Origin of the sequence: Bradyrhizobium sp. 195 (assembly GCF_023101665.1) — a bacterium.
Classification (GTDB): Bacteria; Pseudomonadota; Alphaproteobacteria; order Rhizobiales; family Xanthobacteraceae; genus Bradyrhizobium.
This window is the reverse complement of the sequence record NZ_CP082161.1, coordinates 3,378,616-3,399,140: the sequence shown is the minus strand read 5'-3', so window position 1 is coordinate 3,399,140 and position 20,525 is coordinate 3,378,616. Positions and strand designations below refer to the sequence as shown.

The 20,525-nt window shown below is 67.7% G+C and carries 21 protein-coding genes and 2 riboswitches; of the genes, 5 read left to right on the top strand and 16 right to left on the bottom strand.

Going from position 1 to position 20,525, the window contains the following annotated elements; translation table 11 throughout:
• Nucleotides 1-7 precede the first annotated feature (7 nt).
• The 7 genes from cobF to cbiT form a co-directional block, all read right to left on the bottom strand.
• Complete coding sequence (gene cobF, locus IVB26_RS15575; protein ID WP_247972455.1) at nucleotides 8-757, bottom strand: precorrin-6A synthase (deacetylating); 750 nt, start codon at nucleotides 755-757, stop codon at nucleotides 8-10.
• A 38-nt stretch (nucleotides 758-795) separates the two neighbouring features.
• Nucleotides 796-1,473, bottom strand: a complete 678-nt coding sequence (locus IVB26_RS15570; protein ID WP_246931078.1) for an energy-coupling factor ABC transporter permease — start codon at nucleotides 1,471-1,473, stop codon at nucleotides 796-798.
• A 37-nt stretch (nucleotides 1,474-1,510) separates the two neighbouring features.
• Nucleotides 1,511-1,730, bottom strand: a riboswitch (cobalamin riboswitch).
• A gap of 45 nt (nucleotides 1,731-1,775) precedes the next feature.
• A complete protein-coding gene (gene cobA, locus IVB26_RS15565) occupies nucleotides 1,776-2,507 on the bottom strand; it encodes a uroporphyrinogen-III C-methyltransferase (protein ID WP_247972454.1) in 732 nt (243 codons plus the stop codon).
• A complete protein-coding gene (locus tag IVB26_RS15560) occupies nucleotides 2,504-3,814 on the bottom strand; it encodes a cobyrinate a,c-diamide synthase (protein WP_247972453.1) in 1,311 nt (436 codons plus the stop codon). The genes cobA and IVB26_RS15560 overlap by 4 nt, the downstream gene beginning before the upstream one ends.
• Nucleotides 3,814-4,596, bottom strand: coding sequence for a precorrin-4 C(11)-methyltransferase (cobM, locus tag IVB26_RS15555; protein WP_247972452.1), 783 nt, complete (start codon nucleotides 4,594-4,596; stop codon nucleotides 3,814-3,816). Before cobM ends, IVB26_RS15560 begins: the two co-directional genes overlap by 1 nt.
• Nucleotides 4,593-4,961 (bottom strand): cobalamin biosynthesis protein, encoded by a 369-nt coding sequence (locus IVB26_RS15550; protein WP_247972451.1) that lies wholly within the window; start codon nucleotides 4,959-4,961, stop codon nucleotides 4,593-4,595. Before IVB26_RS15550 ends, cobM begins: the two co-directional genes overlap by 4 nt.
• Nucleotides 4,958-6,139, bottom strand: coding sequence for a precorrin-6Y C5,15-methyltransferase (decarboxylating) subunit CbiT (gene cbiT, locus IVB26_RS15545; RefSeq protein ID WP_247972450.1), 1,182 nt, complete (start codon nucleotides 6,137-6,139; stop codon nucleotides 4,958-4,960). Before cbiT ends, IVB26_RS15550 begins: the two co-directional genes overlap by 4 nt.
• Here cbiT and IVB26_RS15540 point away from each other — a divergent pair.
• Nucleotides 6,138-6,884: a cobalt-precorrin-6A reductase gene (locus tag IVB26_RS15540; RefSeq protein WP_247972449.1), complete on the top strand. Its 747-nt coding sequence runs from the start codon at nucleotides 6,138-6,140 to the stop codon at nucleotides 6,882-6,884. The two genes, cbiT and IVB26_RS15540, sit on opposite strands and share 2 nt — an antisense overlap.
• On the opposite strand, the gene cobJ is transcribed toward IVB26_RS15540, so the two are convergent.
• The 7 genes from cobJ to IVB26_RS15505 are packed head-to-tail and all read right to left on the bottom strand — an operon-like array spanning nucleotide 6,860 to nucleotide 14,767.
• Nucleotides 6,860-7,594 (bottom strand): precorrin-3B C(17)-methyltransferase, encoded by a 735-nt coding sequence (gene cobJ, locus IVB26_RS15535; RefSeq protein ID WP_247972448.1) that lies wholly within the window; start codon nucleotides 7,592-7,594, stop codon nucleotides 6,860-6,862. The genes IVB26_RS15540 and cobJ overlap by 25 nt on opposite strands.
• Entirely contained in the window at nucleotides 7,591-8,322 is a 732-nt protein-coding gene (locus IVB26_RS15530) for a precorrin-2 C(20)-methyltransferase (protein ID WP_247972447.1), read from the bottom strand. Before IVB26_RS15530 ends, cobJ begins: the two co-directional genes overlap by 4 nt.
• Before the next feature lie 2 nt (nucleotides 8,323-8,324).
• Nucleotides 8,325-8,954: a precorrin-8X methylmutase gene (locus IVB26_RS15525; RefSeq protein WP_247972446.1), complete on the bottom strand. Its 630-nt coding sequence runs from the start codon at nucleotides 8,952-8,954 to the stop codon at nucleotides 8,325-8,327.
• On the bottom strand, nucleotides 8,954-10,117 hold the full coding sequence (cobG, locus tag IVB26_RS15520) for a precorrin-3B synthase (protein ID WP_247972445.1): 1,164 nt from the start codon (nucleotides 10,115-10,117) through the stop codon (nucleotides 8,954-8,956). The genes IVB26_RS15525 and cobG overlap by 1 nt, the downstream gene beginning before the upstream one ends.
• Nucleotides 10,114-13,362 (bottom strand): cobaltochelatase subunit CobN, encoded by a 3,249-nt coding sequence (gene cobN / locus IVB26_RS15515; protein ID WP_247972444.1) that lies wholly within the window; start codon nucleotides 13,360-13,362, stop codon nucleotides 10,114-10,116. Before cobN ends, cobG begins: the two co-directional genes overlap by 4 nt.
• A complete protein-coding gene (gene cobW, locus IVB26_RS15510; RefSeq protein WP_247972443.1) occupies nucleotides 13,362-14,396 on the bottom strand; it encodes a cobalamin biosynthesis protein CobW in 1,035 nt (344 codons plus the stop codon). Before cobW ends, cobN begins: the two co-directional genes overlap by 1 nt.
• The gene (locus IVB26_RS15505) at nucleotides 14,393-14,767 is read right to left on the bottom strand and encodes a DUF1636 family protein (RefSeq protein ID WP_246930030.1); all 375 of its coding nucleotides are present in this window, start codon (nucleotides 14,765-14,767) and stop codon (nucleotides 14,393-14,395) included. Before IVB26_RS15505 ends, cobW begins: the two co-directional genes overlap by 4 nt.
• A 94-nt stretch (nucleotides 14,768-14,861) precedes the next feature.
• Nucleotides 14,862-15,081, bottom strand: a riboswitch (cobalamin riboswitch).
• 40 nt (nucleotides 15,082-15,121) lie between these two features.
• Here IVB26_RS15505 and cobO point away from each other — a divergent pair.
• Both cobO and IVB26_RS15495 read left to right on the top strand, forming a co-directional pair.
• Nucleotides 15,122-15,757 carry a cob(I)yrinic acid a,c-diamide adenosyltransferase gene (cobO, locus tag IVB26_RS15500; RefSeq protein WP_246930025.1) on the top strand — a complete coding sequence of 212 codons (636 nt, stop codon included), beginning with the start codon at nucleotides 15,122-15,124 and terminating at the stop codon, nucleotides 15,755-15,757.
• 5 nt (nucleotides 15,758-15,762) lie between these two features.
• On the top strand, nucleotides 15,763-17,211 hold the full coding sequence (locus IVB26_RS15495; protein ID WP_247972442.1) for a cobyric acid synthase: 1,449 nt from the start codon (nucleotides 15,763-15,765) through the stop codon (nucleotides 17,209-17,211).
• Here the strand turns inward: IVB26_RS15495 and cobD are convergent.
• Complete coding sequence (cobD, locus tag IVB26_RS15490) at nucleotides 17,200-18,165, bottom strand: threonine-phosphate decarboxylase CobD (protein WP_247972441.1); 966 nt, start codon at nucleotides 18,163-18,165, stop codon at nucleotides 17,200-17,202. The two genes, IVB26_RS15495 and cobD, sit on opposite strands and share 12 nt — an antisense overlap.
• A gap of 11 nt (nucleotides 18,166-18,176) precedes the next feature.
• Entirely contained in the window at nucleotides 18,177-19,118 is a 942-nt protein-coding gene (gene cbiB / locus IVB26_RS15485) for an adenosylcobinamide-phosphate synthase CbiB (protein WP_247972440.1), read from the bottom strand.
• Nucleotides 19,119-19,238: 120 nt separating this feature from the next.
• Here cbiB and cobU point away from each other — a divergent pair, with 120 nt between their 5' ends.
• Both cobU and cobS read left to right on the top strand, forming a co-directional pair.
• The gene (cobU, locus tag IVB26_RS15480) at nucleotides 19,239-19,742 is read left to right on the top strand and encodes a bifunctional adenosylcobinamide kinase/adenosylcobinamide-phosphate guanylyltransferase (RefSeq protein WP_247972439.1); all 504 of its coding nucleotides are present in this window, start codon (nucleotides 19,239-19,241) and stop codon (nucleotides 19,740-19,742) included.
• Complete coding sequence (gene cobS, locus IVB26_RS15475; protein ID WP_247972438.1) at nucleotides 19,739-20,521, top strand: adenosylcobinamide-GDP ribazoletransferase; 783 nt, start codon at nucleotides 19,739-19,741, stop codon at nucleotides 20,519-20,521. Before cobU ends, cobS begins: the two co-directional genes overlap by 4 nt.
• Nucleotides 20,522-20,525 lie beyond the last annotated feature (4 nt).

The window sequence follows — 20,525 nt, the reverse complement described above, 5'->3', positions numbered from 1 at the left end:
GCCTCGCTTAACGCGCGCGCTTGAGGATGTAGCTGTCCATGATCCAGCCGTGCCGCGCGCGCGCCTCCTGCCGCGCCGCGACGATGCGCGGGCCGATCTCGGCCAACTCGCCGGACATGATGATCTGGTCGGGCATGCCGAGATAAGCACCCCAATAAATTTGAATCCCAGCTGAATCTAGCGACTGGAACGCCGTGTCGCCGTCGAGCATCACAACCACGGTGTCGACGCCCTGCGGCCAGCCGCCTTCGCGCAAGCGCCGCCCCGTCGTGACCAGAAAAGGCTCGCCGATATCATTGAGGGGCAGTGCATGCGCCGCGCACAGCGCCTGGATCGAGGTGATACCGGGCACGACTTCAATCTTCGGCAAGGGATTGAGCCGACGCGCAATGCGCAGCGAGGAATCATACAGCGAGGGATCGCCCCAGATCAGCAGCGCGACCTTGCCCTTGCCTGCAAGATGTTTTGCGATCGTCTGCGACCAGGTCGCGGCGACTGCATCGTGCCAATCGTCCACACCCTTGCGGTAATCCGCTTCACCGGCGTCGCGCACGGGGAGATCGAACTCGGCGATTTCAGTCTTGTCGCTGGTGAGCACGTCCGCGCAGATCGTCCGCCGGAGATCGGCGAGGTCGGACTTCGCAGTTCCCTTGCGCGGGATCAGGACGAGATCGGCCGCATTGATGGCGCGGATCGCGGCGCGCGTGAGCTGGTCGGGATCGCCGCAGCCGATGCCTATCAGGGAGAGCGTGAGCATCGCGAGCGCGAAGGGCGGCGTACCGCCCTTCGCTCCCCTCAGGCCGCGTTATGCAGGCGCGGGGTGACGAGGCCGGGCGCGGTGACGCCACGCAGCGACTTCGCCAGCGCCAGCACGGCGAGATCGGCCAGCGGCTCGATCACGATGACCAGCGCATAGGAGGCCGCGAACGCCGCGATGTTAGCGAGGTTGCTCATGGCAAAACCGGAGCCATAGAGCGCCCAGAACGCCACCCAGGCGATCACGCCGGCCTGATAGGTCGTCGAGAGCGCCAGCGCCTGCCGATACTTCAAATCGACATAGGCGGTGTTACGGGCAATGATCCGCGAGGCGATCGCCTGGATCGCGAACAACGGCACGAGCAGCGTCGTGACGTTCATGCCGTATTGCGGGATGTCGGCCGGCTCAAACAACACGCCCTGGAGCAACAGGCCGAGCGCGAGGCCGAAGGCCGCAGGCGCCGCGCCGAACAGCAGGAACAACGTCGAGCCGAGGATGAAGTGCACTTCGGAGACGCCGACCGGGAAGTGCGGCAGAACCTGGAAGAAAGTGAAGACGAGGCCCGTTGTGGCGAGTGTTCGCGCCGCGAACGAGCCGACGCCCTGCTCGCGCACGGTCTCGGCTGCAAGTTTCAAGGCAACGCCGCCCGCGGCGATGCCGGTTGCGTAACTCAACACGAGCTTGGCGCCCGTCACGATTCCGGGTTCGATATGCATGGCTCAATCCCTTCCTGCCGTCACACCCGACGGCCTTGGCCTCAAAACGTGCAGGGCCGGTCTCCTGGCTCGCGGTTCACTGGGGATCTCCGGCCTTCCCGAACCTTTCGGCCCAGTGGCGGTTCGGAGCCCCTCACCGCTTACAGTCGCGGGGGCGGCTGGGGTTTTGGGCGCCGCAACTTGGTCCGCCCACCCCCATTCCCGATTATGCTCCGACGCTTTGCGCCGCGTTGAGCACCATGCCTCTCCTGTGTGCCCCTTTCGGCGAGCCTGCGTCAAGGGGCGAAGGGCGGCCGCGGCCGTCACGACGGATAATCCCCCGCCAGCGCGCCGAACAGGATCACCGCAGCCGTCGAGGCGGCGCCGCCGCGGGCAAGCTGCTCGGCAAGCTCGGCAATGGTGGTGCGGACCAGCCGCTCGTCGGGGCGGCCGAGGGATTCGGCGAACAGCGCCGGCGTATCCGCGGCGAGACCGTGCGCGATCAATTTTGCGGCAAGCGCCGGGAAGGTGCGCCGGCCCATATAGACCACGGTCGTCGCTTCAGGATCGGCCAGTGCAGCCCAGTTCAGATTCGGCGGCAGCTCGCCCGTCACGTCAGCCCCGGTCACGAACTGCACCCGGCGCGAGGTATGACGACGGGTCAGGGGAATGCCGGCTTGCGCGGCGGCCACACAGGCCGAGGTCACGCCGGGGATAATCTCATAGCCGATGCCCGCCTCGCGCAGCGTCTCCAGCTCCTCCTCGAGCCGGCCGAAAATACCGGCATCGCCCGACTTGAGCCGCACCAAGCGCACGCCTGTCGCGGCATAGTCGACCAGGAGACGATTGACATGGTGCTGCTTGGTCGAGGGTCGCCCGGCCCGCTTCCCGACTGCGACGAGATTGGCGCCGGGCCGGGCGAGATCGAGGATCGCGCCTGAGGCAAGATCGTCATAGAGCACGACGTCGGCCTCGCGCAGCCGCGCGGCGCCCTTGAGGGTGAGCAGTTCGGGATCGCCGGGGCCGGCGGAGATGAAGGAGACAAAACCGCTCACCGGTCCTCCGCGATCAGATGAAAGAACGTGCCGGTGGCAAGTCCGCGCTGTGAGCCGGTCTCGGCGATGACCGCGCCGGTCGCATCCTGCACCACGGCCAGCGGCGTGTCGGGCTGGGCGAGGATCGTCGAATAGTGGAATTCGTGGCCGCGCAGGCGCGCACCGGCCTGATGGCCCGGTATCGGCGCGGCGAGTTCGGCAAGGCGGTAGCCCAGATGCATGCGGCGTTTGGCAAAGCTCGTCTCGAGGCCAAGCAGGCCTGTCATCTCATGGCGGATACCGTCCGCGTCGGTCAAAGCGGTTCCCAGCACCATATAGCCCCCGCATTCGCCATGCACCGGCCGCGTTTCGGCAAAGGCGCGCAGGCCGCTGCGAAAGCGTGCATTGGACGCGATCCTGCCGGCATGAAGCTCGGGATAGCCGCCGGGCAGCCAGCAGATGTCGGCGCTCGCGTCAGGCGTTTCATCGGCCAGCGGCGAGAACAGCAATATCTCGGCGCCCGCCGCGCGCCAGGCCTCGAGCATATGCGGATAGACGAAGGAGAATGCGGCATCACGGGCTAGCGCGATGCGCTGGCCGGGCGGCGCCACGTTGAAGCCACTCGCCGCCGGCTGCGGCGACCAGTTGGCAGCGAAGCGCAGCACCGCGTCGAGATCGACGTGCTCGGCAACGAAGCGCGCGGCCTCGTCGATCAGCTTGCCGATCTCAGCCTGCTCTTCGGCCTGGACGAGGCCGAGATGCCGTTTCGGCAGGCTGATCTCGGCATGCCGCGGCAGCGCGCCGAACACGGCGATGCCGGCGTCAGCAAGAGCACGTCGCACCAGGTCTTCGTGGCGCGGGCTGGCGACGCGATTGAGCACGACGCCCGCAAGTCTCACGCCGGGGCGATAATCGCGAAGGCCCGCGGCGATCGCCGCCGCCGTCTGCGCCTGACCGGAGGGATCGATCACCAGCACCACCGGCCAGCCCAGCATCTCCGCGATATCGGCGGTGGCACCGGTGCCGGAGACGCCGCGCGCGGCGACGCCGTCGAACAGGCCCATCGAGCCCTCGGCAAGCACGACATCGGCATCCGCGCCGCGGATGACGAGATGCGCGATTGTCCCGCGGTCCATCGCCCAGCTATCGACGTTGACGGAGGCCCGTCCCGTGGCGGCGGCGTGAAAGGCGGGATCGATGTAATCAGGGCCGCTCTTGAAGCACTGCACGTTCAGGCCACGATTGCGCCAGGCGCGCGCGAGCGCCAGCGTCAGCGTGGTCTTGCCGACTCCGGAGGCGGGTGCGGAAATGACGAGGCTTGCTGCCATCACGACGCCTCCGGAAAGCGCGGTTCAGTGCCAACCGGCCGATAGCGACGGTCGTAGTCGGCCGCATAGAGGCGGCTCTCGTCGAAATCCGCAGCGCCAAGCGTCTTGCCGACCAGGATCAGCGCGGTGCGCTCCATTTCCGTGCCGACGGCCGCATCGAGTGTGCCGAGCGTCGCGCGGACGATGCGCTGGTCCGGCCAGCTCGCGCGCCAGACGATCGCGACCGAGCAGTCCGGGCCATAATGCGGCGTGAGCTCGGCAACGACGTTGTCGAGCAGATGGATCGACAGATGGATCGCGAGCACCGCGCCGGTTGCGGCGAATGCGGCCAGCTTCTCGCCTTCAGGCATCGCGCTGGCGCGGCCCGGCGTGCGCGTCAGCACCACCGTCTGGGCAAGTCCCGGCAGCGTGAGCTCGGTTTCGAGCGCGGCGGCGGCGGCGGAGAAGGACGGCACGCCCGGCGTGATCGAACAGGGAATGCCAAGCGCGCGCAGGCGGCGGAGCTGCTCGCCCATCGCAGACCAGATCGAAAGATCGCCGGAATGCAGGCGAGCCACGTCCTGGCCGGCCGCATGGGCGGTGGCGATCTCGGCGATGATCTCGTCGAGCGACAGGGATGCGGTGTTGACGATGCGCGCGCCAGGCGGGCAATGCGCCAACACGCCCTCCGGCACGAGCGAGCCGGCATAGAGACAGACCGGACAGGCCGCGATCAGGTCGCGGCCGCGCAGGGTGAGCAAGTCAGGCGCGCCCGGTCCTGCGCCGATGAAATGCACCGTCATGCGCCGTCTCCTTCCGCGATCGCGGCGGTCGCGGTGCGATCCTGCGAGACCACGCGTGTCGCAATCAGCCGCGCGCGCGGCCCGGCTGCTGCGAGCGCCGCGGCTTCGGCGATCGAACCCGTCCCGAATTTTTCGGCGACAAGCTTCGACTGCGTCGGCGTGTCGATGCCCGCCAGCCTATCGGCCGGGACAGCCCTGATCGGAACGCTGCATTCGCGTGCGAGCTGCTTCAACGCCTCCGCGTTGGCCTTGTCGCTGACGGTCGCAAGCGCGGCAAGGCCTTGGGCACCGCCGGCCGCCAGCAGCGCCTCGCGCAACGAGGCCAGCGTGACATCCTTCTTGAATCCGAGCCCCGCGACCTTCATCGGACCGCACTCCATTGCACCACGGGACGGGCCGCCTCCCAGGAGCGATAGCGGCCGAGCGGCGCGGCATGGGCGATCTCCACCCGCATCAGCTCGCCACCGTGGCGCTGATGCAGCTCGCCGAGCAGCGCGTCCGTCTCCAGCGTCACCGCGTGCGCAACCAGCCGCGTCCCCGGCGCAAGCGGCGACCAGATCGCATCGAACATCGCATGATCGAGACCGCCGCCGATGAAGACGGCATCTGGCGCTTCCAATCCAGCAAGAGCTTCCGGTGCCCTCCCCGAGACGACACTGATCACATGCGCCAGTCCGAACGCGGCTGCATTCTTGCGGATGTTCGCGACACGATCCTCGCGCGCCTCGATGGCGATCGCCGTCCCGCCGCACAGCGCCCATTCGACCGAGATCGAACCCGAGCCGGCGCCGATGTCCCACAGCCGTTCGCCCGGACGCGCCGCCAGCGCCGAGAGCGCGAGCGCGCGCACCGGCCGCTTGGTGATCTGGCCGTCGTGGACAAACAGATCGTCGGGTAAGCCCGAGCTGCGGGGAATGCCCTGTGCGCCCTTCGCCTCAATTGCCACGGCGACCAGGTTTGCAGTGACATCACCTGTGAATTCGCCAGCCCGATGCTCTGCGATGCCTTCGCGCGGCCCTCCGAGCGCGGCGAGCGTCCAGAATGCCGAGGCGCCCCAGCCGCGCTCGCTCAGCCATTTCGCGAGATCGCCCGCAGCCTTGCCATCGCGCACGAGGCAGATGATGCGCGCGCCCTGCGCGAGATGCGGCACGAGGCGTTCGAATGGCGCGGCGTGCAGACCGAGACAGGCCACCCCTTCCAGATGCCAACCCAGCCTCGCAGCAGCGAGCGAAAATGTCGACGGCGCCGAGTGCGCTATCCACTCGCCTGCGTCGAGCTTTTCGGCGAGGCCTGCGCCAGCGCCATGCCAGAACGGATCACCGGACGCCAGCACTGCCGTTGGACGGCCGCGACAGCTCAGCACGACATTCGCATCGAAGGGCACGGGCCATGGACGGCTGCGGCTGCCCACGCCGGCAAGTGCAAGGTGTCGTTCACCGCCGAAGACGGTTTCGGCATCATTGAGCGCCTTTCGGCTTGCCTCGGATAGCCCGGCAAGGCCATCTTCGCCGATACCGATGATGGTCAGCCAGGGATCAGCCATGACACGCGCCCTCATTCTGGGCGGAACTGCCGATGCGAGCCTGCTTGCGGCGGAGATCGCGCGCGCGGGCATCGATGCCGTCTATTCCTATGGCGGCCGCACCCGCGCGCCCGCCGACCAGCCGCTGCCGACCCGCATCGGCGGTTTTGGCGGCGTGAGCGGGCTTGCCGATTACATTCGCAGCGAACGCATCACGCATGTGATCGACGCGACGCATCCGTTCGCCGCCGAGATGAGCCGAAATGCGGTCGCGGCCTGCGCAGAAACCGATACGCCGCTGATCGCGCTGGAGCGCGCGCCCTGGACGAGGGCGACCGGCGACAACTGGATCGAAATAGCTGATGTCGCCGCCGCGGTCGCCGCGCTGCCCGAGGCGCCGGCAAAAGTGTTCCTCGCCATCGGCCGCCAGCACATCGCGCCCTTTGCGATGAAGCCGCAGCACGCCTACACGCTGCGCTTCGTCGATCCGCCCGAAGCGCCCCTGCCCTTTGCGGCCGAAATGATCGTATCGCGCGGGCCGTTCACGCTTCATAGCGAACTGGAGATGATGCGTACGCGCGGCATCGCCTGGATCGTCGCCCGCAATTCCGGCGGCGACGGCGCGCGTGCCAAGTTCGACGCGGCCCGCATGCTCGGCCTGCCCGTAATCGTGATCTCGCGGCCGGAGCTGCCCCGGCGCAGGCGGGTTGAGAGCGTCAATGACGTGATGCAGTGGCTCGGTCATTCCACCCGCCTCGGCGCATAGACCCAGCGGCCGACGCGACGCGTCTGCGAATTGCCGACGATCACCAGCGTGCGCATGTCGGCCATCTCTGGTGTCGCGTCCTTCAGCGTGACCGTCTCGATCTTCTCGTCGGCCGCGCTGACAGCGCGCGCGAAGATCACGAGGCGCTCGCCGCAACCTGCGTCCTTCAGCACCGCGAGCGCGCGGCCAAATCCTTCCGGCCGGCTCGCCGAGCGCGGATTGTACATCGCAATCGAAAAATCGGCTTCTGCGGCAAGGCGCAGCCGTTTCTCGATCATCGTCCATGGCTTGAGATTGTCCGAGAGATTGATCGCGCAAAAATCATGGCCGAGCGGCGCCCCGGCGCGGGCCGCCGCCGCCAGCATCGCGGTGATGCCGGGCAGCACGCGGATCGGCAGCTCCCGCCATTGCGGCGCCTGTTCGAGCGCCTCGAACACGGCGGAGGCCATCGCGAACACGCCGGGATCGCCGGAGGACACGACGACGACCTGCCCGCCTTCGGACGCAAGCCGCAAAGCCTCGCTGGCGCGCTGCAGCTCCTCGCGATTGTCGGAGGGATGCAGGTTAAGTCCCGGCCGCGGCGCCACACGCGCAACATAGGGCGCATAACCGAGAATGTCGGTCGCGGATTCCAGCGCGGCCGTGACCTCCGGTGTCACCAGCGCATCGCTGCCCGGCCCGAGGCCCGCGATGGTCAAGGTACCAGTCATTCGGCGGCGTCCAGATGCCGGCCCTTGCCGTGAACCAGCACGATCGCGAAATAGGGACAGTCGGCGCCGTCGATCTCGGCGAGCCGAACCACGCGCTCGCCCGGCATGGTGCCGCGTTCGACCAGCCAGGCATCGTCCAGCCGGCCGGCGGATGCGAGCGCGCGGCGCACCTTTGCGAGATTGCGGCCGGTCTTCATGACGACGAGCGCATCGGAATCGCGCATGCGCCGCTCGAGCTCGTCTTCAGCCAGCGTGCCCATCAGCACCGTCGTCACGTCATCGCCGAGCGCGATCGGTTGCCCGACGCCGTTCCAGCAGCCGACCATGCCGGGAATGCCGGCGATCACCTCGATCTCGACCCGGCCTTGCAGGCGCGTGTGCAGGTGCATGAACGAGCCGTAGAAGTAGGGATCGCCCTCGCAGAGCACGACGACATCGACCGCGCGCGCAAGCCGCGCCAGGCGCTCGGCCCATTCGTCGTAGAAGCCGGCGAGCAGCTGGACGTACTCCACGCTGTCGAAGGCGATCTCCGTCGTAACAGGATATTCCATGGGGTATTCGATGACGTCCGTCGCCAGCATGCCGTCGACGATGCGGCGCGCCTGGCCCGGCCGGCCCTTCTTGCGAAAATAGGCCACGTGCTTCGCGCCGCGCACCGTCCGGTCCGCGCGCACGCTCATCATATCAGGATCGCCAGGGCCGAGACCGCAGCAGATGATGCGTCCCATCGCTATTCGCTCCGGCTCGCCAGGGCATTCACGGCGGCCACCGTGATCGCGGAGCCGCCGAGGCGGCCCTCGACCGTCAACGCGGGTACCGGCGGATCGGCCATCAGCGCAGCCTTGGATTCGGCGGCGCCGACGAAGCCGACGGGGCAGCCGATGATCGCCGCCGGCCGCGGGCAGTCGCGGTCCTCCAGCATGTTGAGCAGATGAAACAGCGCAGTCGGCGCGTTGCCGATCGCCACGATCGCGCCATCGAGATGCGGCCGCCACAGCTCCAGCGCCGCGGCCGAGCGCGTATTGCGCATCGATTGCGCCAGCGCGGGAACCGCGGCATCGCCGAGCGTGCAGATCACCGCGTTCGCCGCGGGAAGCCTTGCGCGCGTAATCCCTTCCGAGACCATGCGCGCGTCGCACAGGATCGGCGCACCCTTCTGCAAGGCCGCGCGCGCGGTGGTCGCCATATCAGGCGTGAAGCGGATATGCGCCTCGAGGCCAACCATGCCGGCGGCATGGATCATCCGCACCACGACCTGCTCTTCGTCAGGCGAAAAGCGCGCAAGGTCCGCCTCGGCGCGGATGGTCGCGAAGGACTGACGATAGATCGCCGCGCCATCGGTTTCGTAAGTGTGCGGCATCAGTGCCCTCCGACCAGAATGGAGGGATCGCTGACGATATCGGCGCCGTTGAGGCCGCGCAGGACCGGCTCATCACGCGTCGAGCCGTCGCGGACGAGATCGAAGCCGGCGCCTGTCGCGACCAGCGTGATTGCGGCCGCGCCGGAATGGGCACAGCCCTTGCCACAGCCGGAAACGTGGAGGCGGGCATCGGCGGCGATGCGCGGCGCGAGCGCCGCGGCCAGTGCGCGCGTATCGGCATGGGCTTCGCGGCAGCGCGGCGCGCCGCTGCAGGCGATGACGCGCAGCGCGGGGTCGAAGGGCTCGGTAATGAGGCCCGCCGCGCTCGGCATCTCGCGCTTGCCCTCGCTCAGCACCATCCGCCAGGGCGTCATGCGCAGCGCATGTCCGCAACTGGCGAATTGATGCAGTGTCGTGTGCAGCATCTGCCCGAACGCGACGCCGACCATCACGCCTTGCGGATAGTGCCCGGGCCGCAACGCCGCCATCACGGGCGCGGGCTCGGTCTCGCCGCGCAGCGATTGAGGCAACGCCGCTCCGGAGGCAATGTGGGCGGCCATGCGCCCTCGCCCGCTCCTCGCGCCGCCGGAGACCAGGAACCAGCTTGCGAGCGCCAGCGCCGTGCTGACGGCCTCGCCGCGAGCGACGGAGCGGCCGAGGCTTGCACCATCGGCCCGCACCAGGAGACGGCCCGACCGATCGCGCTCGATGCGTATGTCGGCGGAATCGCCGGCGAGCACCCGCGATCTTCCGTCATCGATGGCGAAGCCGAACTTGGTGGGAAGCGCCAGGCCGCTGTCGGCGAGCGCCTCCTCCAGCTCGGCGGCGAGCGACTGGGTTTGGTCGCCGCCGCTCCAGAACGGCATCACCACAATATTGCGCCGGGCTTCGATATCGGCGTCGGGATCGAGCAGTGCAAGTTGCGCAAGGCCCTCGAGCAGCGGCCGATGGCTTTGCTCGCTGACGCCGCGGATCTGCAGATTGGCGCGGCTCGTCACGTCGATCAGACCATTGCCGTGTTGCCCGGCGAGTTCGGCAAGCCCCGTGATTTGTGGTGCCTCAAGGCGCCCACCGAACGGACGCACGCGGACCACGAGCCCGTCCCCCGATTGCATCGGCCGCAGCGCGCCGGGACACCAGCCCTTGACCGCAGACGCGCTCATGATGCCTCCCGCAGTGCTGCCGCGATCGAATTGCGGCGCGTTTGCCAGAGTGCCGCATCGTGCAAGCGCGCAAAACAGGTTTCCATCGCGGCGAGAGCGTGCGGATTTTCACGCGCCATGAAGGCGCGGACGTCATCATTGCCGAGCGTCGCATCGTAGTAGAGATCGAACAGATGCGGCGGCACGGCGCCGGCAAGATGCGCGAATGCGGCCATGTGCTCCAGCGTCGCCGTGATCTCGGCGGCACCACGAAAACCGTGACGCATCATGCCGGCGATCCAGGCCGGATTGGCGGCGCGCGCCCGGACGACACGGGAGATTTCCTCGGTCAGCGTGCGCGCGTGCGGCTGTTCGGGACACGTCGTGTCGAGGTGATAGAGCGATGGTCCTGCCGCGCCGAGATGCGCTGCAGCCGCGGCAACGCCGGCTTCATGCGCGGCATAGTCGGCGGCGAGCAGCAGATCGGTTTCCGGCAAGTCCTGGACGTGGACAAAGGCGTCGGCCGAGGCGAGCCGCGCCTCGATGCCGGCGCGATCGGGCTGCATCTCGCCATCGGCCGAGAATGCCCAGGACGATGCCGACAGCCAGGCTTCGCCGGCGGCATCGCGCGTCTCCGCCGTGAACGCATCGGGGATCGCCGACAGACCAACGCCGTATTGTCCGGGGCGCGGCGCAAACACGCGGGAGGCGCGGTGGCGGTACGGATTCTCATCGCCCTCTCCCTCGCGCGTTGCGAGCGCCTCGGCAGCGGCCTCGAACAATTGCGCAAGGCCTGAGAAGACATCGCGGAAAAGGCCGGAGACGCGCAGCGTGACGTCGATGCGGGGCCGGCCCAGCTCGGCCGGCGCGATGATGTCGTAGCCGGTGACGCGGCCGGAGGCGTAATCCCAGCGCGGCGCGAGGCCCGCCAGATGCAGCGCCATCGCAAACTCCTCGCCGGCGGTGCGCATCGTCGCCGAACCCCAGAGATCGACGACGAGGCCTTTCGGCCAGTCACCGTGATCCTGCAGGTGACGGCGCAGCAACTCTTCGGCGAGCCTGATGCCTTGCGCATGCGCCGATGGCGTCGGCACCGCGCGCGGATCGACGGCAAAGAGATTGCGCCCGGTGGGCAGCACGTCCTGGCGGCCGCGATAGGGCGAGCCCGACGGACCCGGCGCGACACGCTGGCCTGCGAGCGCGGAACGCAGCGCATCCCGCTCGGCGTCACCGCAGACGCCGCGGCCGAACACGTGCAAGCCATCGCCAAACTGGCTTTCCTTGAGATCGCAGACGAAGCGGTCGATCCGCGGAATGGCTTCGGCCGGTGCGGCCGAAGCATCCAGACCGAGATCGTCTTCGAGGCCCGCGGCGCGGGCCTCGTCACGGATCGCAGCGATCAGCCGCTGGCGACGCGCGGGATCGAGACCGTCGGCGGTCGAGTATTCGTCGAGGAGACGTTCGAGCCGGCGCAGCCCTTCCGGCACCGCAGACTTTTCCAGCGGCGGCGGCAGATGGCCAATCGTCACCGCGCCGATACGCCGCTTGGCCTGCGCGGCCTCGCCGGGATCGTTGACGATGAAGGGATAGATGATTGGGAGATCGCCGACCAGCGCTTCCGGCCAGCAGCGCGATGACAGCGCCACGGATTTTCCGGGCAGCCATTCCAGCGTGCCATGCGCGCCCATGTGCACGACTGCATCACAGGCCTGCTGCCGAAGCCAGAGATAGAACGCGACATAGGCGTGGCGCGGCGTACGGGCGAGATCGTGATAGTCGGCATCGCGCGTCGTCGCATCGCCGCGCTCGGGCTGGACGGCGACAACAGACTGACCGCATTGGATCGCAGCGAAGTGGAACGCGCCGTCGCGACAGCTCGGATCATCCTCCGGCACGCCCCAGGCTTGCGCGAGATCATCCTGCAAGACTTGCGGCAGGCGCGAAAGCGCCACGCGATAGTCGGCAACGCGCCAGGTCAGTTGCCGCTTGAGCAGCGTTTCGCCGAGCGCATGGACCGGCGCAACATCGAAACCGACCTCCGCAAGATCAGACAGCAAGGCCTCGACAGACGCCAGCGCATCGAGACCGACGGCGTGCGCGATCTGGTGCGGGCGTCCCGGATAGTTCGAGAGCACGAGTGCCAGCCGCTTCTCACCGGCGGGCTTCTCCACAAGGCGTCGCCAGGCAGCGACGCGTCCGGCGACAGCCCTCACGCGCTCCTCGTCGGGCCTGTGCGCCAGATGCGAGAATTGCAGATCGGGATCGCGCTCGGCCGCCGACTTGAAGCTCACCACGCCCGTGAACAGCCGACCGTCGACCTCGGGCAGCACGACATGCATCGCAAGATCGCCGGGCGAGAGGCCACGCAGCGACTCCGCCCAGTCCTCGCGCCGCGCCGTGGAAAGTGCGACCTGGAACGCCGGACACGATGCAGCGTCGAACGCCGTCGTGCCGTCGTCGCTGAGGGCCGAGAACGCCGTCGCGTTGATGATCGCGGCCGGAGGATTTTGCGCGAGATAGGCGCGCAGCCAGTCGGCGACGCCCGCAGCCTTCAGCGAGGTGACGAACACGCCACAGGCGTCAAAGCCCTTCTCGCGCAGCGCGGCGATCAGCGCATCGACCGGGCCCGTGTCCGCGGCGGTGAGATAGGAGCGATAGAACGTGACCAGTGCGCGCGGCTTTCCCTCGTCACCCACCGGCGCGGCAATGACGCCGCGCGCGGGATCGTAGAAACCCATCTCAGGCACGCTCATCTCGCCGATAACAGGACCGGCATAGAGACCCGAGGCCAATGCCAGTTGCGCAATCGCGGCTTGGGCGGCGACCGGGCCGCCCATGTCGCAGAGCACCTTGAGGCGGCGCAGCGTCGAGACCGGCAGAGTCGAATATGCATCGAGCCGCGTGTCGTCACGGCCATCGGCCGGCAGCACGGCAAGGACGATGCCGCGATCCTTCGCCAATTGATGCAAGGCAGCCAGCCCATACGCCCAGTAGGACTCCCCGCCGATCAGGCGCACCAGAATCCCCCGCGCCTGCGACAGCGTGCGCTCGACATAGGTGTCGACCGAGAGCGGGTGCCGCAGTTCCGCGAGATTGGCGAGCCGCAGCGACGGCAGGCTGCCCTGGCCGCGCCTCCAGCCGGCGGCGAACGCGGCGAGATCGGAATCCGAATACGAGAGCACCACGAGATCGGCCGGGTCCTGGCCGATGTCCCTTGGCGTCGCGGTCTCCTCCAGACCGCGGCTCTCGCGGAAGACGACGTGCATCAGATGCCGAGTCCTACCTTGATGGCAGCCTCATCGATATCACCGTGCTCGCCGATCACGACGAGCTTCGACTGCCTGTGACCTGCGCCCCAGGGCTTGTCGAACTGGTGGCGCACGCGCTCGCCGACCGCCTGCAACAACAGGCGCATCGGCTTGCCCGCGACCGCGATATAGCCCTTGGCCCGCAGCACGTTCTGCTCGCGCGCCAGCCTCTGCACCGATGCGACCAGCGCATCGATGTCGGCGACCTCAGGCAGATCGATTACGACGGAGGCGAAGTCGTCATGCTCGTGCTCCTCCTCGCCGTCATGGTGCGAGGGGCGCGCGGCGAGATCGTTCTCGGCGGCGGCGCCGAGGCCGAGGATGAGGCGCGCATCGATCGCGCCGTCGGTGACAGGGAGCATCGGCACGCGGCGCGGCATCTCGGCCGTGATCGCGGCCTTGGCGGCTTCAATACCGGCGGCGCCCGCGAGATCGGCCTTGGTCAGCAGCACGATGTCGGCGCAGGCGATCTGGTCCTCGAACACTTCCGACAGCGGCGTCTCGTGATCGAGATTTTCGTCCGCCGCGCGTTGCGCTTCGACGGCGTCAGGATCCGGCGCAAAGCGGCCGGCCGCGACAGCCTCGGCATCGGCCAGCGCGATCACACCGTCGACCGTGATGCGCGAACGGATCTCCGGCCAGTCGAACGCCTTCAGCAGCGGTTTTGGCAGCGCCAGGCCCGAGGTCTCGATCAGGATGTGATCAGGCCTTACCGGCCGCGCCAGCAGTTTTTCCATGGTCGGAATGAAATCGTCGGCAACCGTGCAGCAGATGCAGCCATTGGCGAGCTCGACGATATTCTCTTCCGGGCAGTTTGCGTCGGCGCAAGACTTCAGGATTTCGCCGTCGACGCCCTCGCTGCCGAACTCGTTGACGAGGACCGCGAGCTTCTTGCCGTTTGCATTGGTGAGCAGATGCTGGATCAGCGTGGTCTTGCCGGAGCCGAGAAAACCCGTGACCACCGTCACAGGGACTTTTGCGAGCGAGTTCATTCGGCGGCCTCCGGCACGACGGCAACAGGGGGAATGCGGGCAAGCGACTGCTTGCGGAAGATCTCGGGACGGCTGCGCCATGGCACGATTCCGTCGGGCGCCGCCGCATAGGCCGCAGCGCCCGCGACCACGTCCTGCGCATTGGCATCCGAGAGGCGGCCATAAACATAGGACCAACGGCCGGGCGCGCTGAGCGCCACGGAACAGCCCTGGCTGCAGGCCGACAGGCATTCGACGGGAACCACATTGACGCCGTCGGGCACGCCGGCGTCGAGGATCGCACCATGCAGGCGTTTTCCGGGCGTGGTCTCGCCCTCGCCGGGCGTCTCGCCGGCACGGCAGGTGATGCAGACGTGAAGTGTGACGGTCATCGCCTCTTCCAGATAATAGCGGGAGGCGATGAGGCACACGGACCATTCCCCAGAAGGCCCGTTTCCCCGTCGCGGAACACCCCGTCCGCCGGTCCAAAACTCGTCCGCGCTGGCAGGTCTCCCGGCTTGCGGAGCAGGGTCTTGCCCTTCGATCCCCGCCTTCCCGATTCCAAAGGGAATCAGTGGCTTCGGGCATCTCTCCGGTCACGGTCGCGGGGGCGGCTGCAGTTTGGACCCAAATCTTGCCGATTCGGACCCTATCGCATTCCCTCTTCGCCTGTCATAGGACAGGAACCAACGCCGGGCCACCATTTGCCGGTGGCCGCCTCTTGTCAAGCCGAAGGACCGGGACCGATGACGCCTGAACCGGATACCCAAACAGCCGAGGAAACCGACGCCCGGCACGCCCAGAAAATGGCGAAGAAGAAGGCCGCCCGCGACAAGATCATGGCGACCAAGAGCGGCGAAAAGGGACTGATCATCGTCCACACCGGCGCCGGCAAGGGCAAGTCGTCCTCGGCCTTCGGCATGATCGTCCGCTGCGTCGCCCATGGCTTCCCCTGCGCGGTCGTGCAGTTCATCAAGGGTGCCTGGGATACCGGCGAGCGGCGCCTGCTGACCGGCCATTTCGGCGACCTCTGCCAGTTCCACGCGATGGGCGAAGGCTTTACCTGGGAGACGCAGGACCGCGCCCGCGACATCGCCGCGGCGCGCGCCGGCTGGGAGAAGGCCAAGGAGCTGATCCTCGACGAGAGCTTGCGCATGGTCGTGCTCGACGAGATCAACATCGCGCTGCGCTACGACTATCTCGATATCGCCGAGATCGTCGAATTCCTGACGACGCAAAAGCCTGCGATGACCCATGTCGTGCTCACCGGGCGCAACGCCAAGGACGAGCTGATCGAGATCGCCGATCTCGTCACCGAGATGACCCTGGTCAAGCATCCCTTCCGCTCCGGCATCAAGGCGCAGGCCGGCGTCGAGTTCTGAATTCTATGGCGCGCACATTGATGATCCAGGGGGCCGGCTCGGACGTGGGCAAATCGCTCATCGTCGCCGGACTCGCGCGCGCCTTCACGCAGCGCGGCCTGCGCGTGCTTCCGTTCAAGCCGCAAAACATGTCGAACAACGCGGCCGTCACCGTCGATGGCGGCGAGATCGGCCGTGCCCAAGCGCTCCAGGCGCTCGCCGCCGGCGTCGAGCCGCACACCGACATGAATCCGGTGCTGCTGAAGCCCGAGACCGATGTCGGCGCGCAGGTGATTGTCCAAGGCAAACGTATCGCGACCGCGCGGGCGCGCGACTACGCCGCGATGAAGCCGTCGCTCATGGGCGCGGTGCTGGAGAGCTTTGAGCGACTGAAGGCGCGCGCCGATCTGGTGCTGGTGGAAGGCGCCGGCAGTCCCGCCGAGGTGAACCTGCGCAAGGCCGACATCGCCAATATGGGCTTTGCCCGCAAGGCCGACGTGCCGGTCGTGCTGGTCGGCGACATCGACCGCGGCGGCGTCATCGCCCAGCTCGTCGGCATCAAGACGGTGATCGACCCCGACGATGCCGCGATGATCCAAGGTTTCGTCATCAACAAGTTCCGCGGCGATCCCACGTTATTCAAAGATGGTTATGGGCTAATCGAAACGAAGACCGCCTGGCGCGGCCTTGGTGTGCTGCCCTGGTTTGCGCGCGCCGGCGAGCTGCCGGCCGAGGACGCGCTGGGCCTGACCGACGCGCGAAAACTCGGTCAATGCAAGATCGCGTGCCTCGCGCTGTCGCGGATCGCCAATTTCGACGACCTCGATCCGCTCAAGCTCGAGCCGGGCGTCGATCTCGTGATGGTGCGCCCGGGCGAAGCGATCCCCGGTGACGTCAGGCTCGTCGTTATCCCCGGCTCAAAGTCCACCCGCGGCGATCTCGCCTTCCTGCGGGCGCAGGGCTGGGACATCGATCTCTTCGCGCATCATCGCAGGGGCGGCCATGTGCTCGGCCTCTGCGGCGGCTATCAGATGCTCGGGCGCAGCGTTGCGGACCCCGATGGGATCGAGGGCCCCGCGGGCGATACGCCAGGACTTGGGCTGCTGGATGTCGACACGGTCATGAGCCCGCAGAAGACGCTGACACGCGTCTCCGCCGTGCACGCCGCGACCGACCAGCCAATCGAAGCCTACGAGATCCACATCGGCCGCACCGACGGGCCCGATCGCGCACGGCCATTTGCGAAACTGAACGGCGAGCCGGAAGGCGCGATCTCGCGCGACGGCCGCGTGCAGGGCAGCTATCTGCACGGCCTGTTCACGTCGGACGATTTCCGCAAGGCGTTTTTGGCCAAGCTCGACATTCCCGCAGGCAAGGAGCCCTACCACGCCAGGGTCGAGAGCGCGCTCGATGCCCTCGCCGACCACATCGAGAAGCATCTCGACGTCGAAGGCCTGCTCGCGCTAGCGCGCTAGGACCTCGGCAAGGCGAGACCATTCGGCTTCGCTGCCAGGAAGCCCGAGGCGCAGCCATGTCGGCTTTTGTGCGAAGACACGCGACCAGATGTGACCATGCGCGAGCTTCTCCTGCGCGGCGAGCGCGTCGGGTGTCTCGTAGAGACGGAACAGCGGCGTGCCGCCGACCAGCCGCCAGCCTTGCGCCCGCGCCATGTCATCGAGGCGGACACAGTCTTTCGCAAGCCGCGCGGACGTGGCCTCGGCCCAGGCGTCGTCGCGCAAGGCGCGGCAGCCGATCGCGATCGCTGCCCCTGATACGGGCCAGGGACCGGACATCGCAGCAAGCCTGGCGACGTCAGCCGCATTGCCGATCGCAAACCCGAGCCGCAGTCCGGCAAGGCCATAGAACTTCCCGAACGAGCGCAGGATCAGCAGCCCCGGCCGATCCGCGTCGGACGCGAGCGACAACTGCGGAGCGGCATCGGCAAAGCTCTCGTCGATCACGAGACGGCCGACGCGCGGCAGCAGTGTCAGCAAATCCTCTGGCGAATGACCGCGGCCGTCGGGATTGTTGGGATTGACGACGATCGCCAGGTCCGCGCCTGCCAGCGCGTCGATCTCCCCGACCTCCTGGACATCCCAGCCGGCAGCCGACAACACACCGGCATATTCATTATAGGTCGGCGCGAGAATGCGCGCGCGACGGGGTGGCACGAGTTGCGGCAGCAATTGGATAGCCGCCTGCGCGCCGCCAAGTGCGACGATCGGTGCGCTGGTGCGGTACGCGTGCCGCGCGGCCTGATGCAAGGCCTCGGTCTCGGCGCGCGAGGGCAGCGCACTCCAGGCGCGCGCGCCTACCTCGCCGACGGGATAAGGCAGCCGGTTGATCCCGGTCGACAGATCGATCCAATCCTCAGCTCGTCCGCCAAAACGTTGCTGGGCCTGATCCAGATTTCCACCGTGCTCGCGCATACCCCGTTCTTTCACGCGAGGGCCAGGATCGCAAGGAGGCCTCCGAGCAGCAGCATGGCACGGCCGTAGACCGTCAATGCCTCGCCGATATCCGCGGCGCGCGGATCGCGCGCGCCCTCGTTCAGCCAGGGCTCGTCGGTGACCCTGCCGTGATAAAGGCGGGGGCCGCTGAGCCGCACACCGAGTGCGCCCGCCATGGCCGCTTCCGGCCAGCCGGCATTGGGCGAACGATGACGGCGCGCATCGCGCGTCATGCACGACAGCGCCTCGGACCGCCGCGGCGCCAGCAGCACGAACAGGAATCCGGTCAGCCGCGCCGGAACGAAATTGGCGACATCGTCGATGCGCGCCGCAGCCCAGCCGAAGGCTTCGTGGCGTTCGCTGCGATGGCCAATCATGGAGTCCAGCGTGTTGATCGCTTTGTAACCCAAAATGCCGGGCAATCCGAACAGCGCGCCCCAGAACACGGGCGCTACAATGCCGTCAGACGCGTTCTCGGCGAGACTCTCGATCGCCGCGCGCGCGATGCCGGCTTCATCGAGCGCTGCGGGATCGCGGCCGACGATGCGCGAGACCGCCTCGCGCGCGGCGGCGATGTCGCCAGCCATCAGAGGATGCGCGACGGCGGCGACGTGATCATGGAGCGAGCGCGAAGCGACCAGCGGCCAGGCCAGGATGCCGATCAGCACGATCTGGATCCAGCCCAAGGGCAGCAAGGATTGAAGCATCCAACCGAGTGCAACTGAGAGCGCAATCACGAGAAGCGCGCCAGCAACGCCCGCGCCGCGGCGTAGTGCCGGCGGATCGGCCGCACGATTCCAGCCAGTATCGACAACGCCGATCAGCCGCCCCAGCCAGGTCACGGGATGCCCGATCCGTGCGAACAGCCACGACGGCCAGCCCAAGAGGGCATCCACCGCCATCGCCACCACCATCGCGCCCGCAAAGTCCACACCTGCCTCCTGTCCCGCCCCTGTTGCGCAAAGCGAGGCGCGAGCGCAAGCCCCCAGCCGCCTGATTTCGGCTTTGTCTTTGGGCGCGTTTGGTGATTAGTCAGGCCACAGGAGACTTTCATGGCCGTCATCTTGATCACGGGGGGAGCGCGATCGGGCAAGAGCAAGCGTGCGGAAATGCGCACGCGCGCCTTTCCCGGGCAGCCCGTCTATGTCGCGACGGCTGAGGCGCTCGACACTGAGATGGAGGCGCGTATCGCCAAGCATCGCGCGCGGCGCGGAACCGACTGGATCGAGCGCGAGGTGCCGCTCGATCTCGTCGACGTCCTGGTCGCAACCGACGGCGGCGGCGCAAGGCTGGTGGATTGCCTGACGCTGTGGCTCTCCAACCTGATGCACGAGCAGCGTGATTGGGAACGCGAGGTGAGCGCGCTCGCCGGCACACTGCCCCGTCTGAAAAGTCCCGTCGTTTTCGTCACCAACGAAGTCGGCCTCGGCATCGTGCCCGACAACGCGCTGGCCCGCAGCTTTCGTGACGCCGCCGGGATCATGAACCAGACGATTGCCGATGTTGCCGACGAGGTCGAGTTCGTCGTTGCCGGCCTGCCGATGAAGCTGAAATGATGCCGCGTACCGAGCTTCTCAAAGACATCATTGCCGATCTCAGGATGGCGGCATCGTTCGTGACGATCCTCCCTGTGGCATCGTCGAAGCCTGCGGCGGACGGCGCGGTCGCGCGCGCAACCTGGGCCCTGCCCGTCGCGGGACTGCTGGTCGGCCTTGCCGGCGCGTTGGTCTACAAGATCGCCAGCCGGTTCGGACTGACGCCGGACCTTGCTGCCCTGCTCGCTTTGGCCACGACCGCCCTCATCACCGGCGCGCTGCATGAAGATGGCCTTGCCGACACCGCCGACGGGCTCGGCGGCGGGCGAACGCGCGAGCACAAGCTCGAGATCATGCGCGACAGCCGGATCGGGACTTACGGCGTCTGCGCGCTGATCCTGTCGTTCGGCCTGCGCTGGAGCGCGCTTGCGGCCATCGCCAATCCCTTCGCCGTCACGCTGGCGCTGTGCGCCGCGCATGTTGCTGCCCGCGCGGGCGTGCCGGCCTTCATGTCGCTGGTCCCACCCGCGCGACCTGACGGGCTTTCGGCGAGTGCGGGAGCGCCACCCGGCCGCAGCGTCGCCATTGCGTTCGCGCTTGGAACGCTCGCGCTCGCCCTCGCGTTAGGGCCGGGCAAGGCGCTGGTCGGCCTGGTTCTGCTGTCGCTCGCAGGCCTGATGCTGGCGCGGCTCGCCATCCGTCAGATCGGCGGACAGACTGGCGATATCCTCGGCGCGTTCGAGCAGCTAGGAGAGATCCTGATCCTGCTGGTTGCGGCCGCCTTCCAGATGGGGCGCTAGCTTC

Bases quoted from the DNA above. Each gene is read 5' to 3' on its own strand.
- IVB26_RS15560 (WP_247972453.1), bottom strand. From the start codon at position 3,814: ATGGCAGCAAGCCTCGTCATTTCCGCACCCGCCTCCGGAGTCGGCAAG.
- IVB26_RS15525 (WP_247972446.1), bottom strand. From the start codon at position 8,954: ATGCCGCACACTTACGAAACCGATGGCGCGGCGATCTATCGTCAGTCC.
- cobO (WP_246930025.1), top strand. From the start codon at position 15,122: ATGACGCCTGAACCGGATACCCAAACAGCCGAGGAAACCGACGCCCGG.
- IVB26_RS15540 (WP_247972449.1), top strand. From the start codon at position 6,138: ATGACACGCGCCCTCATTCTGGGCGGAACTGCCGATGCGAGCCTGCTT.
- cobN (WP_247972444.1), bottom strand. From the start codon at position 13,362: ATGCACGTCGTCTTCCGCGAGAGCCGCGGTCTGGAGGAGACCGCGACG.
- cobG (WP_247972445.1), bottom strand. From the start codon at position 10,117: ATGAGCGCGTCTGCGGTCAAGGGCTGGTGTCCCGGCGCGCTGCGGCCG.
- IVB26_RS15550 (WP_247972451.1), bottom strand. From the start codon at position 4,961: ATGAAGGTCGCGGGGCTCGGATTCAAGAAGGATGTCACGCTGGCCTCG.
- cobJ (WP_247972448.1), bottom strand. From the start codon at position 7,594: ATGACTGGTACCTTGACCATCGCGGGCCTCGGGCCGGGCAGCGATGCG.
- IVB26_RS15570 (WP_246931078.1), bottom strand. From the start codon at position 1,473: ATGCATATCGAACCCGGAATCGTGACGGGCGCCAAGCTCGTGTTGAGT.
- IVB26_RS15495 (WP_247972442.1), top strand. From the start codon at position 15,763: ATGGCGCGCACATTGATGATCCAGGGGGCCGGCTCGGACGTGGGCAAA.
- IVB26_RS15530 (WP_247972447.1), bottom strand. From the start codon at position 8,322: ATGGGACGCATCATCTGCTGCGGTCTCGGCCCTGGCGATCCTGATATG.
- cobW (WP_247972443.1), bottom strand. From the start codon at position 14,396: ATGAACTCGCTCGCAAAAGTCCCTGTGACGGTGGTCACGGGTTTTCTC.
- cobM (WP_247972452.1), bottom strand. From the start codon at position 4,596: ATGACGGTGCATTTCATCGGCGCAGGACCGGGCGCGCCTGACTTGCTC.
- cobD (WP_247972441.1), bottom strand. From the start codon at position 18,165: ATGCGCGAGCACGGTGGAAATCTGGATCAGGCCCAGCAACGTTTTGGC.
- cbiT (WP_247972450.1), bottom strand. From the start codon at position 6,139: ATGGCTGATCCCTGGCTGACCATCATCGGTATCGGCGAAGATGGCCTT.
- cobS (WP_247972438.1), top strand. From the start codon at position 19,739: ATGATGCCGCGTACCGAGCTTCTCAAAGACATCATTGCCGATCTCAGG.
- cobF (WP_247972455.1), bottom strand. From the start codon at position 757: ATGCTCACGCTCTCCCTGATAGGCATCGGCTGCGGCGATCCCGACCAG.
- cobU (WP_247972439.1), top strand. From the start codon at position 19,239: ATGGCCGTCATCTTGATCACGGGGGGAGCGCGATCGGGCAAGAGCAAG.
- IVB26_RS15505 (WP_246930030.1), bottom strand. From the start codon at position 14,767: ATGACCGTCACACTTCACGTCTGCATCACCTGCCGTGCCGGCGAGACG.